This is a genomic window from Paenibacillus pinihumi DSM 23905 = JCM 16419 (genome assembly GCF_000422505.1).
In the GTDB taxonomy this organism is placed as follows: Bacteria; Bacillota; Bacilli; order Paenibacillales; family Paenibacillaceae; genus Paenibacillus_D; species Paenibacillus_D pinihumi.
The window spans coordinates 303828-325513 of record NZ_KE383864.1 but is presented as its reverse complement, the minus strand read 5'-3'; the positions used below and the strand labels follow the sequence as shown (position 1 = coordinate 325513).

The 21686-nt window shown below is 51.1% G+C and carries 15 protein-coding genes; 12 read left to right on the top strand and 3 right to left on the bottom strand.

Annotated elements, in window-relative coordinates; genetic code table 11:
• Positions 1–109: 109 nt before the first annotated feature.
• A complete protein-coding gene (locus H583_RS0115430) occupies positions 110–1303 on the bottom strand; it encodes a pyridoxal phosphate-dependent aminotransferase (protein ID WP_028561232.1) in 1194 nt (397 codons plus the stop codon).
• Positions 1304–1403: 100 nt separating this feature from the next.
• Positions 1404–1856, bottom strand: coding sequence for a hypothetical protein (locus H583_RS0115425; protein ID WP_036709803.1), 453 nt, complete (start codon positions 1854–1856; stop codon positions 1404–1406).
• A gap of 183 nt (positions 1857–2039) precedes the next feature.
• On the opposite strand from H583_RS0115425, the gene H583_RS0115420 reads away from it, so the two are divergent.
• On the top strand, positions 2040–2840 hold the full coding sequence (locus H583_RS0115420) for a carbon-nitrogen family hydrolase (RefSeq protein ID WP_028561230.1): 801 nt from the start codon (positions 2040–2042) through the stop codon (positions 2838–2840).
• Here H583_RS0115420 and H583_RS0115415 read toward each other — a convergent pair.
• Positions 2835–3782: a LysR family transcriptional regulator gene (locus tag H583_RS0115415; protein ID WP_028561229.1), complete on the bottom strand. Its 948-nt coding sequence runs from the start codon at positions 3780–3782 to the stop codon at positions 2835–2837. The genes H583_RS0115420 and H583_RS0115415 overlap by 6 nt on opposite strands.
• A gap of 255 nt (positions 3783–4037) precedes the next feature.
• Here H583_RS0115415 and leuC point away from each other — a divergent pair, with 255 nt between their 5' ends.
• The 11 genes from leuC to purT all read left to right on the top strand — a co-directional run bounded on the left by leuC (position 4038) and on the right by purT (position 21565).
• Positions 4038–5459 carry a 3-isopropylmalate dehydratase large subunit gene (gene leuC, locus H583_RS0115410; protein WP_028561228.1) on the top strand — a complete coding sequence of 474 codons (1422 nt, stop codon included), beginning with the start codon at positions 4038–4040 and terminating at the stop codon, positions 5457–5459.
• 202 nt (positions 5460–5661) lie between these two features.
• On the top strand, positions 5662–6255 hold the full coding sequence (leuD, locus tag H583_RS0115405; protein ID WP_028561227.1) for a 3-isopropylmalate dehydratase small subunit: 594 nt from the start codon (positions 5662–5664) through the stop codon (positions 6253–6255).
• Positions 6256–6543: 288 nt separating this feature from the next.
• On the top strand, positions 6544–8007 hold the full coding sequence (locus H583_RS0115400; protein ID WP_028561226.1) for an N-acetylmuramoyl-L-alanine amidase family protein: 1464 nt from the start codon (positions 6544–6546) through the stop codon (positions 8005–8007).
• A 39-nt stretch (positions 8008–8046) separates the two neighbouring features.
• Positions 8047–8571 carry a GerMN domain-containing protein gene (locus H583_RS0115395; RefSeq protein ID WP_028561225.1) on the top strand — a complete coding sequence of 175 codons (525 nt, stop codon included), beginning with the start codon at positions 8047–8049 and terminating at the stop codon, positions 8569–8571.
• Positions 8572–8594: 23 nt separating this feature from the next.
• The gene (locus H583_RS0115390) at positions 8595–11333 is read left to right on the top strand and encodes an S-layer homology domain-containing protein (RefSeq protein WP_028561224.1); all 2739 of its coding nucleotides are present in this window, start codon (positions 8595–8597) and stop codon (positions 11331–11333) included.
• A 214-nt stretch (positions 11334–11547) separates the two neighbouring features.
• The gene (gene nth, locus H583_RS0115385; RefSeq protein WP_028561223.1) at positions 11548–12228 is read left to right on the top strand and encodes an endonuclease III; all 681 of its coding nucleotides are present in this window, start codon (positions 11548–11550) and stop codon (positions 12226–12228) included.
• A 17-nt stretch (positions 12229–12245) separates the two neighbouring features.
• On the top strand, positions 12246–12518 hold the full coding sequence (locus H583_RS0115380; RefSeq protein ID WP_028561222.1) for an acyl-CoA synthetase family protein: 273 nt from the start codon (positions 12246–12248) through the stop codon (positions 12516–12518).
• A 3-nt stretch (positions 12519–12521) separates the two neighbouring features.
• Positions 12522–16184, top strand: a complete 3663-nt coding sequence (locus H583_RS0115375; RefSeq protein WP_028561221.1) for a dynamin family protein — start codon at positions 12522–12524, stop codon at positions 16182–16184.
• Positions 16185–16636: 452 nt separating this feature from the next.
• A complete protein-coding gene (locus tag H583_RS0115370; protein ID WP_028561220.1) occupies positions 16637–18421 on the top strand; it encodes an ABC transporter ATP-binding protein in 1785 nt (594 codons plus the stop codon).
• Entirely contained in the window at positions 18418–20247 is a 1830-nt protein-coding gene (locus H583_RS0115365) for an ABC transporter ATP-binding protein (RefSeq protein WP_028561219.1), read from the top strand. Before H583_RS0115370 ends, H583_RS0115365 begins: the two co-directional genes overlap by 4 nt.
• A 145-nt stretch (positions 20248–20392) precedes the next feature.
• Entirely contained in the window at positions 20393–21565 is a 1173-nt protein-coding gene (gene purT, locus H583_RS0115360) for a formate-dependent phosphoribosylglycinamide formyltransferase (RefSeq protein ID WP_028561218.1), read from the top strand.
• Positions 21566–21686: the final 121 nt, after the last annotated feature.

The following is a 21686-nucleotide window of genomic DNA, read 5'->3' as shown; positions in this document are numbered from 1 at the left end:
AACTCTCTGGACGCGAATGAAAGGCAAGCTTATGGGGCTCGTCATAACGTTTTGTGTGTCAGGTTCTATTCTCACAAGCATATCACGACTGGCGTAAGGTGTAAAGATTCTAACGGAACACGCCCAGCCTTCCGATTCTGTGAATGGCTTCGCTGAGCCGTTCCTCGGAGGTAAGCAGACCAAGGCGGACATAGCCTTCGCCATGGGTACCGAATCCGATGCCGGGAGCGACTACGACATCCGCCTGCTCCAGCACAAGATCGGAAAAATCCGATGAATTCATACCCTCAGGTACCGGCAGCCAGCAGAAGAACGAGCCGCCCGGACGGCTGGCCTTCCAGCCAATCCCCGCAAGCGCATCGTATACGGCATTCATCCGGCTCTCATACACGGAACATAGCTCATGCACACAGTCCTGGGGACCGGTAAGCGCCACAGCGGCTGCCTCCTGGATACCGCCGAACAGGCTGCAATAATAATGATCCTGTATCAGATTAATCGCCGCAATCATTTTCGCATTGCCGATAGCAAACCCGACGCGCCAGCCTGCCATGTTGTACGTCTTGGAGAGCGTATAGATTTCAAAACCAACTTCCTTCGCCCCAGGCGTTTGCAGGAAGCTGACAGGCTTCTCATTGCCAAAGCCGATCGCACCGTAAGCAAAATCGCTGACTACTGCGATATTATGCCTGGCAGCGAAGCGGACCGTTTCTTCATAAAAGGCGCTGTCTGCAACCGCTCCGGTCGGATTGTTCGGATAGTTAATGAACATCAGCTTGGAACGATCGGCTACAGCAGGGTCAATGGCACTGTAGTCAGGCAGAAACCCGTTCTCTTCCATAAGCGGCATGAAGGACATGGACGCTCCTGCGAGCGCAACGCCTGACCAGTAGTCCGGATAGCCCGGATCAGGCACAAGGCAAGTATCTCCAGGGTTGAGCAGGCATTGGCTGATTTCCACCAGCCCTGTTTTGCCTCCGAACAGAATGGCCACTTCGGATTCCGGATCAACATCCACGCCGTAATCTTCCTTATACCGCTTCGCCACCGCTTCCTTGAGAAAGGCATAGCCGCCGAACGGGCTGTACCGGTGATACAACGGGTTGGCTGCCGCGCCTTGCAGTGCTTCTACAATATGGGGCGGGGTGGGACGGTCAGGGTTGCCCTGTCCCAGATTGATTACATCTCTGCCCTTGGCTACCTGGGCGTTTGCTTTTTGAACCAGTGAGGCGAAAAACTGCTTCGGCAGGCTTTTCATGCGCTCGGCAGGCTCGCCTATTTGAATAGTAGGATTAAATGTCATGTTTAACACTCCACATCGTGCAAAATATTGATTTTAAATGTATCAGATTTATGCACGGGTGTCGAGATTTTAGTAGCGGATGCAAGAAAAAATCTGCCTGCTATTGTGCAGGCAGTCCAACTTTGCGGAGGAAGGGTTTCAAATCTGATTTGAAGCTTAAAATGTAAGGCTTGCGTTCGGCGTCAAATATTAAAAGTGAAGCAGGTTTTTCCGGACAATAAAAGAGAAACACATCAGACGCAGTCACTTTGATTTCACCCGCTTTGACCTCGATCGGCTGTTCCAGCGGGACCCTGAATACATAGCCGCATTTATTTTCCGGCGTAAATTGGGGGGACAGGCCGCTTACAGAAGCAAGCCAGCCGGCTGCATACTGCTGGAATTGCTGATCATTCTCCATCGTCTTGACCACTTTTCCGGCTTGAATATCAAAGATTTGAACAGGCTTATGATCCCGCGCTCCATTTGCAGCGGCAGCCCCGGAATCGAGCATAATCAGGCACATCCAGCCCAGCATGGCAGCCAGCACCCATTTTTGTATTTTGATCGTCATTGCAGCGTCATCTCCTTCATTAGATAGCTTCATTAAAGATGGACAGCAAAGCGGAAATAAAGCACGAAATTCCTTCCGCTTGCGAGGATCCTTTTTTACTGTTCCCATCTTGACAACGATCCATGACAGGCTATGCTAATATGTAGGAATATTATTTGACTATGAGGATTGGTGGGAAAGGCTTTGAACGATAACAAGCTTGAAGTGGCCCTGATTCAAATGCATATCGAGGCGGGGAATACGGAAGCCAATTTTACGAGGTTGAAAGCAAAGCTCCACGAGGCTGTCGCAGGCGGGGTCAAGCCGGATGTCATTATGTTCCCGGAAATGTGGAACACGGGCTATGCGCTTGAACAAATCAATGAGCTTGCTGATGAAGAAGGCAGAGCGACTCATGAGCTGCTGTCGGCGTTCAGCCGCGAGCATTCGGTACATCTGATCGGCGGTTCAATCGCAGAAAAAAGAAGCGATGGCGTCTACAATACGGCATATGTTTACAACCGCGAGGGTGATAAGACGGCGGACTATTCGAAAATTCATCTGTTCCGGCTGATGGATGAGGAAAAGCATCTTCAGGCGGGCCGCAAACTTGGAGAGCTGAATATTGAAGGCACACCTGCCGGACTGATGATTTGCTACGACATCCGTTTTCCGGAGCTGACCCGGAAGCTGGCGTTAGACGGAGCCAAGATTCTATTTGTTCCGGCAGAATGGCCGCATCCAAGGCTGAATCACTGGCGTACGCTGCTGACAGCACGGGCAATTGAAAATCAGATGTACGTCATTGCATGCAACCGTGTCGGCACGAGCGGCAGCACAAACTTTTTCGGGAATTCCCTGATTATTGATCCGTGGGGCGAAATTGTCGCTGAAGCGGGAGAAGAAGAAACCATACTGCGGGCGCAGATTGATGTCTCGCTCGTTGACGAGGTCCGCACCCGCATTCCGGTATTTGAAGACCGCAGGCCATCCTTCTACTTATAATTGCGAAGGTTTTTTTGGCCAGGGTGTTTCCTGTTCATACTGGTCGACCGTCGTCTTCATCGTCTGGATGAAGGCTTCGGCCGCCTTTGACAGGTAACGCCCTTTGCGGCTGGCAATCACCAGCGTTCTGGAAGGGGCCGGCTCCGCGAGCCGCAGATATGCGGGAGCAAGCTGGCTCCAGCCTGCGCGGGCTACCATCATCGGGACGAATGCAATTCCCATCCCGGCGGCGGCAAGCGACTGGACGGTCTCAATATTTGTGCTTTCAAATACAATACGCGGCTCAAATCCGGCATTTTGGCACAGATCGAGCGTAATTTTCCGGAAGCCCTGACCCTTCTTCAAAATAATGAACGGTTCATGGCGGAGATCCTCAATCCGGACACCGGGGCCCCCGTCATTCGCGGCTGCTTGGGCCAGCCGGTGCTGCGGAGGGACCGCGAGGCAGATTTTTTCCTCAATAAGAGGCTCCCAGGAAAGGGAAGGCTCCTGCAAGGGCAGCGACAGGAGGCTGAGGTCGGTTTGGCCGCTTGCTGTAAGCTGCTCCAGCTTGGATGAGCTGTCTTCGACCAGCACAATTTCAATTTCCGGATAGAGGGATTGAAATACCGGCAGAACGAGCGGCAGCACATGAGAGCCTGTAATCGGCAGACTGCCAACGACAAGGCGGCCTTTTCGCATATGGGCAAGATCGTCCATCTCCTGCTTGAGCTGATCGACAGCATCAAGTATAGCTTGTGCTTTTTCCACGAAGGCGGCTCCGGCATGGGTGAGGTCGACGGAATTCGTCGTCCGTCTGAACAGCAATACGCCGATTTCCTTTTCCAGCTTGGAGAGTTGCTGGCTCAAGGATGGCTGGGCGATATGAAGCTTTTCGGCTGCTCTGGAGAAGTTCTTCTCCGCAGCAATTTGGATAACATAATGCAATTGTCGTAGCTCCATGGCATGAAATCTCCTTTATATAGAAGTGGGAATAATCGTGAGTTGAATGCACATTCAAGATCGATATAGACGGTCAAGCTGCATGCAAAAACGTGATCGGCAATAGTTTAAACCTATCAACGTTATAGATATTATATCTTAGAACAATGAAGAAAGAAATGATAAGATAGAGCTAGAATTTTCATGCGTCAGAATGACGGACCGCAGGGCAAAAAGGATTTTTGAAATCCTGATCACAATTACGGGGTGAAAGAAATGACAAAGAGAACCATGTTTGAGAAGATTTGGGACAATCATGTTATTCATCAAGAGGAAGGCAAGCCAAGTGTAATTTATATTGATTTGCATCTGGTTCATGAAGTAACATCTCCGCAGGCGTTTGAAGGCCTTCGCTTGGCAGGCCGCAAGGTGCGTCGTCCTGATCAGACGTTTGCAACGATGGACCATAACGTTCCGACTAAGGACCGTTTCAACATCACAGACCCGATCTCCAAGCAACAAATCGATACCTTGACACAGAACTGTAAAGATTTCGGCGTTACGCTGTACGATCTGGACAGCATCGATCAAGGTGTTGTGCACGTAATGGGTCCTGAACTCGGACTTACTCATCCGGGCAAAACGATCGTTTGCGGCGACAGCCATACTTCCACACACGGCGCATTCGGCGCATTGGCATTCGGTATCGGAACGAGCGAGGTTGAACACGTGCTCGCAACGCAATGTCTGCAGCAGTCCAAAGCGAAAACAATGGAAGTCCGTTTCATCGGAAAACGCAAGCCTGGTGTTACTGCGAAAGACTTGATTCTGGGTGTTATCGCCAAATACGGCACAGACTTCGCAACAGGCTACGTGCTTGAATACACAGGTGAGGCGATCAGCAGCCTGTCGATGGAAGAGCGCATGACTGTATGTAACATGTCTATTGAAGCGGGTGCGCGTGCAGGTCTGATTGCACCGGACGAAACAACATTTGAATACCTGCGCGGACGCGAGTACGCTCCACAAGGCGAAGCGTTCGACCGGGCAGTAGCAGCTTGGAAAGAACTGACAACTGATGAGGGTGCAACGTATGATACAGTTGTCGACTTCGATGTGGACAGCCTGATTCCGCAAGTAACCTGGGGAACAAGCCCGGGCATGGGTACAGACATTACTTCGACTGTCCCTGTACCTTCCAGCCTGCCAACTGAGAATGAGCGCAAAGCTGCTGAAAAAGCGATTGAATATATGGGTCTTGTGCCTGGAACGCCAATTACTGAAATCGAAATCGATTATGTGTTCATCGGCTCCTGTACGAACGGACGGATCGAAGACTTGAGAGCGGCTGCCGAAATTGCGAAAGGCTACAAAGTCAGCGAGAAGGTTACTGCGATTGTTGTACCTGGTTCCGGCCGTGTTAAAATTCAGGCAGAAAAAGAAGGTCTGGACAAAATTTTTGAAGAAGCCGGATTTGAATGGCGTGATGCAGGCTGCTCGATGTGTCTGGCGATGAACCCGGACGTTCTGAAGCCGGGACAACGCTGTGCTTCCACTTCCAACCGTAACTTTGAAGGACGTCAAGGCCGCGGCGGACGTACGCATCTGGTATCTCCTGCAATGGCTGCAGCAGCTGCTATCAAAGGCCGCTTCACTGATGTCCGCGAGTGGAAGAGCAAGGCTGAGGCTGCTGTTTAAACTGCCTGAAGGTTTGAGATTTATTTCATTTGCAATGATAGACGAATAGAGTCTGATATAGAGTTTAAGTTTAATAGCTGGAGGGGCTGCTGCCAGGATCGTGTGCGGCGGCAGCTGCCTGCTTGCAGGATTTTGCATCTTGCTGTTCTTTTCAAGAGGGCGCGGAGCGCAGGTCCTTATACAAGAGGGGATGGATACAGATATGGAACCATTTAAAAAGCTGACCGGAATCGTTGCGCCTGTAGATCGCGTTAACGTAGATACTGACGCTATTATTCCAAAGCAATTTTTGAAGCGCATCGAGCGCAGCGGCTTTGGCCAATTTTTGTTCTATGAATGGCGCTTTTTCGAAAACGGAGAGGTAAATCCGGATTTCGAACCGAATAAAGCGCGTTATGAAGGCTCATCTGTGCTCATTTCCCGTGCCAACTTTGGCTGCGGCTCTTCCCGTGAGCATGCTCCATGGGCGATTCTGGACTATGGATTCCAATGCATTATTGCACCTTCTTTCGCTGATATTTTCTATAACAACTGCTTCAAAAACGGCATTTTGCCGATCAAGCTCAGCGAAGAGCAAGTCGAAGACCTGTTCCAGCGTACAGCTGCCCACGAGGGTTACAAGCTGAACGTAGATCTGGAAAACAAAAAGCTTTCCGACGATTTTGGTCTGGAAATTTCTTTTGACCTGGATGAGCACCGTCGTCAATTCCTGCTGCAAGGACTCGATGATATCGGTCTTACTCTTCAACATGAAGATAAAATTTCAGCTTATGAAGCTGCCCGCGTTGTCTATTAATTGAAGCTTGGGCCCAAAGAGGCTGAATATCATATCGCGCATTCTTAAAACAGACCCCGAATATTCGGGGTCTGTTTTGGAATATATACGGCGTCGAATTTAGGGAGCAGTTGGCTGGCTGCATGCCACAGATTGCCGTTTAGACTGCTTTTCATTTTTGAAAACGATGAAAATACGTAAAATTTACCTCGAAACGCAACTTTTTCTGTCAAAGATCGTCTAATTAGTTGTCTGAGAATAGTCGAATGCGGCAATTCGATACGGCCAATTACGCAACCGAGGTGAATAATGAAGAAGTTAGTGAATTTGATGTTGTTGGTGTTGTTCGTTTTTGTCTTATGGCCAGGCCAGGGTCATGCCGCCACCGCTCCCAAACTTTTTCTGGATGGAAAAAGTATTGTGCCCGATGTTGACCCCATTATTGTTAAGGATTATACTCTCGTTCCTGTTTCCTTTATTACAAATGAGCTGGGCAGTTCAATTGAGTATGTCGCTCAGACAAAGACAGTTTCCATACATAATGATACGACAAGCATTGAATTGAAGATTGACAACAAGACGGCACAGGTCAACGGACAAAAGGTAGACCTTGATGCCTCTGTACAGCTTCTAAAAGGCAGAACAATGGTTCCGCTCCGTTTTGTAAGCGAGCAGCTTGGACTGAATGTAGACTGGGTACAGGAGTCTCAATCTATTTATTTGACGAAAAAACAGGCGCCCCCAGCCGAAGGGGAAACACCTGATAACGGCGTTCAGCCTGATCCGCTGGAAACCCTTGATGCAAGACCCGTACCTGCTGATGCGGCAGGTGTGCTGAAGGGAATTGAATTTGACGGAACTTCGGGCGTTATCATTAGCTATGACGGAGAAATTACGCCCGGACAGGCCTTTGCTTTGCAAGGACCGGACCGTATTGTACTTGATCTTCCAGCAGCAGCCTTTGCACCGGAGTTCACCGCTGGCTTCAAGCTGGCGCCTACAGGGGCCCGCAACGGGGAAGGCAAGCTGGAAGTGAAGGAGCATCCGCTGCTGAGCCAGGTGCGGTACAATTTGACGGAATCTCCGACTACCGTGCGCGTGGTTCTTGATCTGAGCCAGGCTTCCACTTATGAAGTAGCCCAATCCGATGGCGTTATCCGGATTGAGTTGACAGGCAAGGCTGATCCGGACCAGCAAACACAGCCTCCGGTAGACCAGCCGTCGGACAAGCCTAATGGTGTATTCCGTGTTGTGATTGACGCAGGCCACGGGGCACATGACCCGGGAGCGAAAAGCGTCTCTAATCGGACAGAGAAGGAATTCAATCTGAGTCTGGCGCTCAAAGTACAAGCACTGCTGAAGAAAGAGAAAAACATTGAAGTTTATATGACCCGTGAAGATGACACGTTCGTAGAACTCAATGACCGTGCCAAATTTGCGAATAATTTGAAGGCTGATATTTTCATTTCCATTCATGCCAACAGCTTCGGTACAACTGCAAGAGGTACGGAAACTTACTACTATAGTGAAAGCAGCAAAGAACTGGCTAACATCATTCACAAGCATCTCGTTAAGGCAACCGGACTTCCTGACCGCAAGGTGAAAAAAGCGGGATTTGTTGTCATTAAGCAAACGACGATGCCGGCTGTGCTCCTCGAGAGCGGATTCATCTCCAACAAAGAGGATGAAAAAGTGCTGTATGATGAAGCGGCCCAACAGCGCATGGCTGAGGAAATTGTTGCTGGAATCAAGGAATACTTCAAGCTGAAGTAGTAGGTCTCTGAAATCTCAACCGAAACAGGAGGAAGAAGTATGAAGCTGAATTTTAAATGGTTGATGCCGATTGCGGTACTTGCAGTTGTTGCTAGCGCATGTGGAAATCCGGGACAGCCGGTCAATCCGACGACAGGTACAGGACAGACGGAAACGCAGCCGCCTGCTGACGCGAAACAAAAACAAACGATCAAAGTATTTTCTACGGATGACCAATTAATCGAGCTTAAATCTCGTGATACAGAGATTGAATTCTCGGATGAAAAAGAAAAAATAGAGGCGGCGCTGAAGGCATTGCAGCAAAATGGCGGCGAGAATGAAATTTCGCTCTGGGAGCATGCCGTATTCAATTCAGTCACGGTCAAGGACGGGGACGTAACGGTTGATTTGTCTTTGCCTGAGGAAGCCAGACTGGGTGCCCCGGGAGAGGTTCTGGCACTGGAAGCCATTCGCAATACAGTCTTTCAATTTGATGAAGTAAAGTCCCTTGATCTGCTGCTTGATGGTCAGGCGGTAGAAAGCTTGATGGGGCATGAAGAACTGGAGCATCCCTTTAAAAAATAATAGTAGATAGAGGAGAAATATAGATGATGCTAAAATCCTGTTATAAAGTTCTTTCCTCCGCCCTTGTCCTGTCTTTGCTTGCAGGAACGGGAGCTTATGCGGATGCAGGCAATACGGGCACCGGTACTCCGGAAAATGCGGCTTCCAGCGAGGTGAATAAACCGGCAACACCGTTCTCTGATGTGAAGGCCGGCCACTGGGCGGAGAAGCATATCGCCAAACTGAATCTTCAAGGCATTATTCAGGGGAAGGGCGCCGCGAAATTCGGCCCTAACGATAATGTAACGCAGGAGGATGCGGTTATCTTGGCCATTCGTCTTATGGGCAAGGATTCACAGGTGAAGAAGGATGATGCGGTCGTCTTCCCTGAGAACTTCAAAGTATCTGAATATGCAAAAGGGTACGTAGTGCTCGCATTGCAGCAGGGACTGCTGGACAAGACCGATGAATTCAAGAGCGCAGAAGCGGACAAATCGGAATGGGGCAAACGCAATGCCAGCCGGGAATGGGTAACCAAGCTGTTGATCCGTGCGATCAATCAGCAGAAGCTTGCCGATGAGCTGGTCAATGTCAGTTCCCAGTTTACAGACAGCGGCGACATTACCAAGGGCTTTAGCGGTTATGTGAATGCCGCAGTCAGCCTGAAGCTGATGAACGGGGTATCGGCGACAAAGTTTGATCCTAAAGGGCTGATTACAAGAGCAATGATTGCCAAGATGTACAGTCTGGCAGAGGGGTACTATCCGGTTAATTATGCCAACCAGTCTATAGGGCTAATTACCGGTCTGACTGAAAATTCAATTACGCTGTATGATACGGAGAATAATTCGGAAAAGTCGTTCCCAATTGGGAAGAATGCCCTGTATTTCCGTTTTGACTCGGAGTCTCTTTCAACGTCTTCCAAGCTGACCAAATATGCCAAAGCGCTCGTGATTGCCTCCGAGGACGGCGCGAGCTATATCGAGCAAATTGATGATGACGCCAAGGTTGAGACACTGCGCGGTGAAGTTATTCGGATTGTTCCTAATGAAAGTAAATTATGGATGTTTATGGATAACAAACCGACAGAAATTGCATACAGCAGCACGCTGGAGGTGAAAGACTCCAGCGGCAACAAGCTGCAGGTAACCGATCTGGCTGCAGATGCTACCATTGAGGTTACGCGTGACACCTTCCGTGCGCAACCGATGGCACTGTCTATTCAGGTGCAGGGAGCTAAAATCAATAAGTCCGGCAAAGGCAAAATCACTGCCGTATCGGACTCCAGCATTACGATCCAAAGCGAGGACGGCAGCACAACCGAAACGTGGGGCATGACTGCGAATACACTGGTAACGTGGAACAAAGAAATCAAGTCTGTAGCTGATCTTGCGGTTGGAGACCTCATTAATTATGAGATTGCATCAGGTCTGGCTACGAAAATCAGTGTCACCCGCACCATGGTCGGGAAGACGATAACAGGTGTGCTCCAGCACATTGATCCGGATAGCAAGACGATTAACTATAAGCTCGATTCCAATACGAATACGCTCAGTGCCAATTATTTGGCTTCCAACGTCCAGATATCGATTGAGGGCATTAGCCAGCCTTCCCTGAGCGATCTTGTACGAGGCGACCAGGTCAAGCTGACGATCAATGATCAGGATGCTATAACCCAGATTCAGGTCATCAGCCGCAAGGTAGAGACCGTGAACGGGGCGAACATTCTGAATTATGATGCGGACTCCAAGACACTGACAATTTTGGATTCCGCCGGGAAGCCGACAGCTGTCCAACTGACTGCGAATACGAAGGTAGAGTTTAACGGTTCTTCCATGTCCTTAGCTGCTGCTAACTACATGCTGGTTAAAAATCGCAAGGTGACAATCGGATTTACAGAAGGTGTAGCTGTCTATTTGAATCTGGTTAACAGTTATACAGGTACATTGGCTGATATTAATCAGACGACAAACCAGCTTACGATTTCTTTCGAAACCGGCGGCTCCATGAAAATACCGTTCGACCAGCTCGCGATAGAAATTTACGGCAGGGCACAGTCCAACCTTTCGGATTTGAAAACGGGAGACCGTATTACGGCTCAGCTCGGACAGAACCAGGAGAAGGTCGTTGCGATCCAGGTTCACCGTACGATTCAACAGGAAGTCGTGTCCGTCGACAACTCCAATAGGAAAATCAGACTCAAATCGCCAGACGGCTCTGTAACGGAATATTCTTTAGGAACCAACGTGAAGTTTTTCAATGACAAAGGTGCTTCGATCAATCTGACAGCCTTCAGTGCTAATCAGGTCGTCAATGTGCAATATGCGGGAAGACAGCCGGCAATCATCAAGCAGATCGAGACGACATTCGGCAAGGTAACCTCTGTCAGCTCAGACCAGCTTACAGTGGAGACTCTCAATGGCGGCAAACAGGATATCAAGCTGGGCTCGAATTTCCGGGTCATTCGCAATGGTTCTTCCAGTACGTCCACTTCGGCTGTTTCTGCCGGCGACTACGTCGATATCCGGAAAAACGAAGAAGATGTCGTTATTGTTTCGGTGAACGCAGGCACAGTAAGGAAGTTCAGAAGCTATATTGCTTCAAGCAAAGAGATGTTCGTATTCGGCACCGGAGTGAATGATAACAATGTCCGTTTTGTATTGTCCGATGATACGAGAGTTATTGTAAATGGCAGCTCGTCCTCTATGCAGGCATTAAATAATGGTGATGAGATTACCATTTACACGATAAATGGAAAAATCGCCCTTATCGTGAAATCATAAGCATGCAGGAGAGGCCTTTCACACTTGTGAAGCGCCTCTCCTTTTTGTACAGGCACAATGTTTGGTTATTGCTTGGCTTGAGGCCAGAATTACATATTTTCAATGCAGATGCAAGTGCGGTTCAGACTTCTGAAAAATTATAATAATAGACTTGCGCAGAGTGATATTTTTCGCTACACTTTGAACGAAGCCCACAATAGGGAGAGAGTGAGCAATGAACGCAAAACAGATGCGAGAGATACTGGATGTAATCGCGGAAATGTTTCCTGATGCGCATTGTGAGCTGAACCATAGCAATCCGTTTGAGCTCACGATTGCCGTGCTCCTTTCGGCTCAATGTACAGACGAGACAGTAAATAAAGTAACAGCTGGCTTGTTTGAAAAATATAAGCGTCCCGAGGATTATCTGAGCGTCTCTCTTGAAGAGCTTCAACAAGATATTAAGAGAATCGGTCTGTACCGCAACAAGGCTACGCATATTCAGAAGATGTGCAGACTGCTGCTTGATAAATTTGACGGGCGCATCCCTGAGGAGCATGACAAGCTGACCGAGCTTCCTGGCGTCGGGCGGAAGACAGCCAATGTCGTCATGTCAAATGCTTTCGGGGTGCCGGCCATTGCTGTGGATACGCATGTGGACCGTGTATCCAAGCGGCTGGGTGCAGCGAAACCGGATGATTCGGTCCTTGAGGTGGAGAAGAAGCTCATGAAGCTTGTGCCACGGGAGGAGTGGACGCTGACCCATCATCGTCTGATCTTCTTTGGGCGCTACCATTGCAAGGCACAGAACCCGTCCTGCGGAATTTGTCCGCTGCTGGACCGGTGCAAGGAAGGGAAACGGCGTATGAAGCCGGTAAGAAACAGGAAAGATAAGGAACGTAAACTACAACGTTGAGAAAAGGATGAGGCACGATGAAATGCATTTCCGTATATACAAATAACTTTGAGGCGTTCTCCGATATTTATGAGCAAATTTTGGCGGCACCGCCGGAAGAGAACGAAGACCTCGTATTGGAAGGCATTACAGTCAGCGGCTCGGGCGATGTTCCGGATCAGTACATCGAGAGAATGCGTGTAAAACCTGAGGTTGTTGTGATGAAGGAGAAGGGAAAGGGTATTACTATTTTGCAGCACGGCAATGTATTCGAAATTTGTATGCCGGTAGACAGTGCTGAAGTGGGCTAACCTATGACAACGGATAGCACAATGTCAACAACAGATTCGCTTCTGACAGAGCTTGCCTCCTTAATGGAGGCAGCAGGCGATCTGCTGCATGCCCGCCAGGTAAGAGAGCTGAGCGAGAAGCAGCAGGCTGGCAGGCTTACAGTTGCCTTCTGCGGACATTTTTCCGCAGGGAAGTCTACACTCATTAACCGGTTGTGCGGCACGATGCTTCTTCCGTCCAGTCCAATTCCTACAAGCGCAAATGTGGTTTCCATTCGTTATGGTTCTCCTTGTGCGACGATAACGGAATTGAAAGACGGGCAAGAGAAGCAGGTTCAGGTGGCTCCTGAGCAGTTGGAAGCCTACTGTGTGAACGGGACCGACTTTAGCTCGGTTGATATTACGTATCCCTTGACTCATGTTGGAAAAAGAACGGTGCTGCTGGATACGCCGGGCATCGATTCAACGGACGACGCTCACCGGATGGCGACCGAATCGGCGCTTCATTTGGCGGACGTCGTTTTTTATGTTATGGACTACAACCATGTCCAATCGGAAATTAACTTTTCCTTTGCCAAGCAGCTCAAGGATTGGGGAAAGCCGCTTTACCTCATTGTCAATCAAATTGACAAACATCGTGCCGAGGAGCTGTCATTTGAGCAGTACCGCCGCAGCGTAGAGGAGGCCTTTGCCAACTGGAGTCTGGAGCCTGCCGGCATTATGTATCTGTCGCTCCGGCATCCCGAGCATCCCCATCAGCAATGGGAAGCGCTCACTGCAATTCTCCAGGAGCTGGAGACGCTGGCTCAGCCGCTTAATGAGGCCAGTGTCGCTGCATCGGCACGCCATCTCGCCGAGGAGCATATCCGTACGCTCGAGGCGGGCCAGGCAGAGGAGCGGGAGCGTCTGCTTGAGACGGCGGGAGGCGAGGATGAGCTAGCTGCTGTCAGAGGAGAGCTTGCACAGCTCGAGCAGCATGTACAGGAAAGCAAGGCAGCCCCTGAGAAGCTGAGGACACGGCTTCGGCTGGAGGTTCAGTCTCTGCTGGACAATGCCAACATCACCCCGGCCGCGACCCGGGATCTGGCACATGCCTTCCTGGAGAGCCGCAAGCCGGGCTTCAAGACCGGATTTTTATTTGCCGGAGCCAAAACAGCAGCCGAGCAGCAAAGCAGGTTGGACAAATTCCATAGCGATTTTGCATCCAAGGTTGAAGCTTCCATTCAGTGGCATTTGGCTGACTTGCTCCGCAAGGAAGCCCAGCAGCTCGGTTGGCGCGATGAATCGCTGGAGGAGCGGCTTTCAGCGCAGTTTGACGGCCTTGTAACTCCGGAAATGCTGGTGACGCAAATTCAGCCGGGAGCTGTCTTCAGTAATGAATCCACAATGAATTACTGCAAGGAGCTGGCGTCCGCCGTGAAAGGGCTGTACCGCAAGCAGGCGCTCGTCATCATTGACGAGCTGGCTGAGGCCGCTCGTGGGGCAGGCGATGCTGTTTCGGCGCAGACGCATGCGCGCATTGCTGCGCTGAGCGGCGAAGCGCACGCACTCGGTGCGCTGGCGGAGCTGGACGCCGCGCTCGGGAAGCAGCGGCAGCGCATGCAGCCGCTGCTGGCGCCGGAGCAGGCTCCGCCTGCGCTGCCGCGCCCGGCGGCGCCTGTTGCAGCGCCGCAAGGCGCCGCTCATGCTCAGCCGCCGCAGGCATCGTCCGAGCCGGCTGCTGCCCGGCGCATCGTCGCCGCTGCGTCTGCGTCGCGCGAGGAGCGCGCCGCCCGGGACAGCGCCGCTGCTGCGCTGCTGGCGCCGCAACGGCAGGCGGCGGCGATGCTGGAGCGCGCCGCGGGACTGCTTGAGCCGCATGAGCCGCTGGCTCAAGCAGCGGCGTCCATGCGCGGTAAGGCAGCGCGCCTGTCGCAAAGCCGCTTCACGATTGCGCTGTTCGGCGCGTTCAGCGCGGGCAAGTCCTCATTCGCGAATGCCCTCATCGGGCAGCGCGCCCTGCCGGTTTCGCCGAATCCGACGACTGCGGCGATCAACCGGATCGTCCCGCCGGATAGCGACTATCCGCATGGTTCGGCCAAAATCGTTACAAAATCGCGCGAGGCGATGCTGGACGATATCCGTTATTCCCTGGCACTTCTGGGAGAGGAAGCAGAGAATGCGCCTGTTGCGGAACTGCTTGGCTTGATCAAATCGTTAAAACCCGGCGATATCCATCCGGGCGGGAGACCGCATTACAGCTTCCTCAAGGCAGCCATGCAGGGCTGGGGGGATATGGAGAGCTTGCTTGGCAGCCAGCTCAAAGTCGATGAGGAGATGTACAGACAGTACGTTGCGGAAGAATCAAAATCCTGTTTTGTACAGGAAATTGAGCTGTATTACGATTGTCCGCTTACAGAGCAGGGCATTGTACTGGTAGATACGCCTGGCGCGGATTCTGTCAATGCGCGTCATACGGGAGTCGCTTTTAATTATATTAAAAATGCGGATGCAATCTTATTTGTCACTTATTACAACCATGCCTTCTCCCAGGCTGACCGCCAGTTTTTGATGCAGCTTGGCCGGGTGAAGGATCAGTTTGAGCTGGATAAAATGTTTTTCATCGTCAACGCGGCCGATCTGGCTGCAGATGATAAGGAGCTGGAGGGTGTGCTGTCGCATGTGGAGGCTAACCTGCTTCAACATGGCATCCGCAATCCGCGGCTGTATCCGATTTCGAGCCTTGCGGCTCTGGAAGGCAAGCTGGCCGGTGATGTTCAGCTTCAGGGACAATCAGGCATAGACGCCTTTGAGCAATCATTCCTGAGCTTTACCTCCGGTGAGCTGGGGCAGCTGGCAGTTGCCTCGGCTGAGCAGGATATCAGCCGAGCTACACAGGCTGTTGCAGATTGGCTCGCTTCTGCTGAAGGGGATGAAGCATCCAGGCAGGCGGAGCGCCTTAGGCTGGAACAGGAGGCTGCAGAGGCGCTTGGGCAGTCGCAGCAGCTTCAAGGATATACCCCGTTTGAGCCGCTTGCCCAGGAGCTCAGGGAGCTGCTCCATTATGTGCTGCAGCGATTAAGCTTCCGTTTTGGCGATCATTACAATCATGCCTTCAATCCTTCAGCGCTGCAGGAAGACGGGCGGGATATGAAGAAGATGCTCTGGACCTGCTGGCTGGAACTGCAGCGCCTGCTGCAAAGCGAGCTGTCAGAGGAAATGCTGGCGACCTCGCTGCGGATGGAGAAGACGATGAAGAAGCTTGCCGTGCAAGCCTACGATGCGGCAGCAGGCGAGGCTTCAGGACGGTTGGCTGGCTTTGCGCCTGCACCTCTGGAGCCGCTTGAACTTCCAACGCTTGAGATTGGCGAACTGTGGCAGACAGACCGTGTGGAGCGGAAGCTGTTGACTTCCAGATTCAAAAATCCCAGACAGTTTTTTGAAGGGGACGGAAAGGCGCTGCTGCGCAAAGATTTGGAGAGTGTCATAGAGGCGCCGCTGAAGTCTTATACGGATCACAAGATCGAGGAATGGCTGGAGAGCTACCGCGTATTGTGGCAGGAGCTGCTCGTGGACGCCTCAAACCAGCTTGCCAAAGAGATCAGCGTGCACAAGAACCGCCGTCTGGCGTCATTGAGCACCAATATTGATCCTGCAGCACTCAAGGTGCTTTATCAGAATTTGTTTGAAGTCAAAAAACAAGCGTAACCGAAAACGTTGCTGCACTTGCAGCACCTCTGTCCGTCACCCGGCGGCAGAGGTGCTGTTTTCGTCTCCAGCATTAGGGGATTGTACTTTTGTGCGGAATATATTTTTACTAGAGCGAAGCGGGTACAGCCCGTTCATTTGGAATTTCAGCCGTTATCCATTTTATGTGAGTGGCTTCGTTTATATTTATACGCGAAACTTGGGCTGCGCTGTTCAGAACAGCGGCAGCCGTTTGCATCTGAGCCCATTAAGCATTTTTATCAAAAACGGAGCATTTGGCACATATTACATACCAATTTGGAATATTCGGAAGAATACCCCGCCATGAATCTGGTATTTGTGAACAAATCGTGTCTTAATCACAAATATGGTCAGATCAGGTGTTTGCTGTCTTTGGAGGATGCTGTTAAGATTCATTCATGTCTAAAATAATGTAACGGGGAGAGAGTTCATTGGACGTCTTTAAGCAGTTAAAAGACTATTATTGGCCAGAACGAAGGCTTCTGGTGGCATCCATTGTCAGCCTCATAATCGCGACTGCGCTGGGGCTGGTCTATCCGGTCATGCTGAAAACACTCATTGATGATGCAATTTTGGGAGGTCAATTTGGTCTGGTTCCGACAATTGCCTTGACAGTTGTAGGCGTTGTCATTTTGAAAGGCTCATTTCAGTATGTACATGGTCTCTTCGGGGGACGTCTCGGCAACCGCGTCGCTTACAGGCTGCGCAACGAGAGCTACAAGAAGCTGCAGTATTTATCCTTCCAGTATTACGACAAGGCCAAAACCGGCGACCTGATGTCCCGTTTGACGGCAGATCTGGAGGCAATCCGCAACTTTGTCGGCTTTGGTTTTGCACAGATTCTGAACATGATTCTGATGGTTGTGTTTGGTGCCGCTATGATGATTTACATCAACTGGCAGCTCACGCTGCTTACATTTGTAACCATGCCGCTGCTTGCTTTTACGGCACTCCGGTTTGAGAAGAAAATCCATCCTGCCTTCCAGGAAATGCGGCTGGCGATGAGCCATCTGACAACTGCTGTTCAAGAGAATATTACAGGTGTGAGAACGGTCAAATCGTTCGCAAGAGAGCCGCATGAAGTAAGCAAATTTTCCGCACGGAGCGAGGAATACAAAGAGAATCAGATCCGCGCGGCAAAAATATGGGGCAACTACTTTCCGGTCATGGAACTGCTGGCAAGCCTCTGTATCGTCATTCTCCTGGTTGCGGGCGGAACACTCGTCATTAACAAGCAGTTGCAGCTTGGAGAGCTTGTCGCCTTTTTCAGCTTGATCTGGTATATCGTATCTCCAATGTGGGGGCTTGGCTTCCATATCAACAACTACACGCAGTCCAAAGCATCTGGAGAGCGTGTACTGGAGCTGTTCAACCAGTATGTACATGTCAAAAACGACGAGCGTGCGATTACGCTTGATGATGAAAAGGTGAAGGGGCATGTGCGTTTTGAAAACGTGACCTTCAGTTATGAGGGGAAGCAGCCGGCTCTTAAAAATCTGACGATCGACGCGCCTCCGGGCAAAGTAATCGGCCTTCTTGGAGGGACGGGTTCGGGCAAATCGACAGTCAGCCAGCTCCTGATGCGGGCTTACAACATTCAGGATGGCCAGATCACGCTCGATAGCCATGATATCCGCAAGCTGGACATTGCCAGCCTGCGCAGCCAGATAGCAACGGTATTTCAGGAGACTTTCCTGTTCTCGGCCTCGATCCGCGACAACATTGCCTACGGGATCAATGAGGTGACAATGGACGAAATTATCCGGGCATGCCAGCTCGCCAAGGCGCATGATTTTATTATGGAACTGCCGCTTGGCTATGACACTGTAGTCGGAGAGCGCGGCCTTGGCCTATCGGGCGGACAGAAGCAGCGGATTGCGATCGCCAGAGCTTTGATAAAAAATCCGCGCATTCTCTTCCTTGACGATGCGACAAGCGCGGTGGATATGGAGACTGAGCATGAGATTCAGGCCGGATTCCGCGAATTGATGGCAGGCAGGACGACCTTTATCGTTGCGCACCGGATTTCCTCACTTCGCCATGCAGATGAAATTATTGTGCTGGACAACGGGGAAGTGATCCAGCGGGGTACACATGAAGAACTGATCGCAGTACCGGGCCATTATCAGGATACTTATAATATTCAATACGCCGATCGTCCTGTGCAGTCCAATTCTTCTGACGGGAACGGCAAAGAAAGAAGGGTCGCCCATTGAGCACGCAGCAGAGCAAAGCCTCAAACAAGCGGGAACGCTTTGTATACGAGGATGACCAGGTAATTGAAAAGCCCTTTAACTGGGCGCAGCTCGGCCGCCTATTTCACTATATGAAGCCTTACCGAAAGCAGCTTTTGCCGATTATTATTACGATGATGATACTGGGCACAGCCACACGGCTGGCTATACCTGCCCTGGTCATTTTGGCGATTGACGAAGCGATTTGGCCTAAGGAAGGCAGTCCGAGCCTGACACTGCTTTATACGTATGCGGCAATTATGCTGGGCTTATATATTATTCAATGGGGTGCGAATACGCTTCGCATCCGGTATACAAATATTATCGGGCAGCGCATCATTTACGACTTGCGACATGATTTGTTCAGCCATATCCAGAAGCTGTCCTTCCGGTTCTTCGACAAGCGTCCGGCCGGATCGGTGCTGGTGCGGATTACGAATGATATTAATGCGCTGCAGGACCTGTTTACCAACGGGGTTGTGAACCTGATGATGGACTGTGTCCAACTCGTCGGAATCGTGGTCATTTTGCTCCTCTGGAACTTCCAGCTTGGGGCCGCAGTTATGATTACCGTGCCGCTGATGATTATTGTGTCTACCAGTCTGCGCAAGCGGATCCGCTTTGCCTGGCAGGACGTGCGGACGAAGCAGTCGCGCATTAATGCGCATTTGAACGAGAGCATTCAAGGAATCAAGGTAACGCAAGCTTATGTGCAGGAAAAGAACAACATCCATTACTTTGATCATATGAACACGGTCAATATGAAGGCTTGGCACAAAGCTTCGGCGCTTAACCAGACCTTCGGCCCGGTAATCGAGATCACTTCGGCTATCGGTACACTTATCTTGTTCTGGTACGGTTCCCACCTGATCCAGACGAGTGTCATTACAGTCGGTGTACTGGTTGGTTTCGCCAACTATATCGGCAACTTCTGGGACCCGATCAACCGTCTTGGACAGATGTATTCCCAATTGCTGATTGCGATGGCATCCTCCGAGCGTATCTTCGAATTTATTGATGAGAAGCCCAGCGTGCCGGAATTGCAGGAGCCGAAGAAACTCAGAGAGATTGAAGGACATGTCAAATTCGAGAATATTATTTTCGAATACGAGGCTGGCCGTCCGGCACTGAAAAATATTAATCTCGAAGCGAAAGCCGGGCAATCTATTGCCCTCGTAGGACATACCGGATCGGGTAAAAGTACAATTATCAATCTGCTCTGCCGTTTCTATGATCCGGTGCAAGGGCGCGTGCTGATCGACGGCCAGGACATCCGGGATGTCACACTGGAGAGTCTGCGTTCCCAGGTGAGTATTGTACTTCAGGATACGTTCATTTTTTCCGGTTCCATCCGGGATAATATCCGCTACGGCAGACTGGATGCCACCGACGAAGAGGTGGAGCTGGCCGCACAGGCGGTCAATGCGCATGAGTTTATTATGACGCTGCCTGATGGCTATGATACCCAGGTTGAGGAGCGGGGCAATGTCCTGTCTATGGGCGAACGTCAGCTGCTGTCTTTTGCACGCGCGCTGCTGGCAGATCCGAGAGTGCTCATTCTGGATGAAGCGACGGCAAGCATCGATACCGAGACGGAGCTGAAAATTCAGGAAGCGCTGAAAACATTGCTGTTTGGACGCACCTCCTTCATTATCGCCCACCGTCTGTCGACAATCCGTCATGCGGACAAAATCATTGTCCTTGACCATGGCGTCGTCATGGAAGAAGGCAATCACGACGAGCTGATTCGTCAAAAAGGAATCTACCACGGCCTGATTGAGGCACAATACCGTTTCCTGTCTGCATAGGCGGGGGATGGCAGGCTGAAGCAAAGGATCAAATGTCCGCTAATTTAGCTTGACTTTAGCTGTGAAAAACCTCCACAATGGAAGAAAAAGATCGTACTTTCGGCATGTTGCCGGGAGACATCCGCTTCCAGGAGGTTTTTTCTTTATGTTTGGTTCACCTTTGTCTTCTCATGCTGTAAAAATGCTGCTGCTCGGCTCCGGAGAGCTTGGCAAGGAAGTCATTCTGGAGGCGCAGCGCCTGGGCGTGGAAACGATCGCCGTTGACCGTTACGAGCATGCTCCTGCCATGCAGGTGGCGCATCGCTCCTACTGTATCGACATGCTGGACGGACAAGCATTGCGCGGCATAATTGAGCGGGAACGTCCAAATTATATCGTGCCTGAGATTGAGGCGATTGCGACAGATATGCTCGTCGAACTGGAGCAGGAGGGCTATCATGTTGTGCCGACTGCGAAGGCGGCCAGACTGACGATGGACCGTGAAGGAATCCGCAGGCTCGCTGCGGAGGAGCTTGAGCTTCCAACTGCGCCATACCGGTTTGCCGAGTCGCTGGATGAATTGCGGGCAGCGGCCGCGGAGCTTGGTTTTCCTTGTGTAATCAAGCCGATTATGAGCTCCTCGGGTAAAGGGCAAAGCGTCTGCCGCAGTGAGGCGGAGCTCGAAGGCTGCTGGAATATGGCGATGGAAGGCGGAAGAGCCAAGAAGCAAAAGATTATTGTGGAGGGCTTTGTCCGTTTTGATTCGGAAATTACGCTGCTCACGGTCCGTTCCGTCTCCGGCACGACCTTCTGTGCGCCTATCGGCCACATTCAGAAGGATGGGGATTATGTGGAGTCCTGGCAGCCTCATTTTGTGAACGAGACTGATTTGCAGCAGGCTCACCAAATCGCTGCGAAAGTAACCGAAGCGCTGGGCGGGTACGGCATTTACGGGGTGGAGCTGTTCCTTACCCGGGATGGCGTACTGTTCAGCGAGGTTTCGCCTCGTCCGCATGATACAGGCATGGTAACGATGGCAACCCAGGATTTATCCGAGTTTGCGCTTCATGTGCGCGCTATTCTGGGCTTCCCGGTCCCGGGAGTAAGGCTGTTGACACCGGGAGCGAGCAGCACGCTGAAGGCGGATTGCGAGCAATCCGATTTCCGGATTTGCGGTGTGGAACAGGCGTTGGCTATGCCTAATACCCAAGTTCGGTTGTTCGGCAAGCCGGTTACAAAGCCGGGACGGCGGATGGCCGTTGCGCTCAGCACGGCTGAAGATGTGGAACAGGCCAGAGAGACTGCGAGACAGGCGGCAGGACTGCTTTCTATTGAATAAATCGGATACATTGCAATAATTTTTCTAAGACTGGACAAAGGGCTCCTGCTGGATTTTCAGGGCAGCCGATTTGTCCGTCTTTTTGTTTCGTCATGTATCCTGGCAGATACTCGCTTATCCT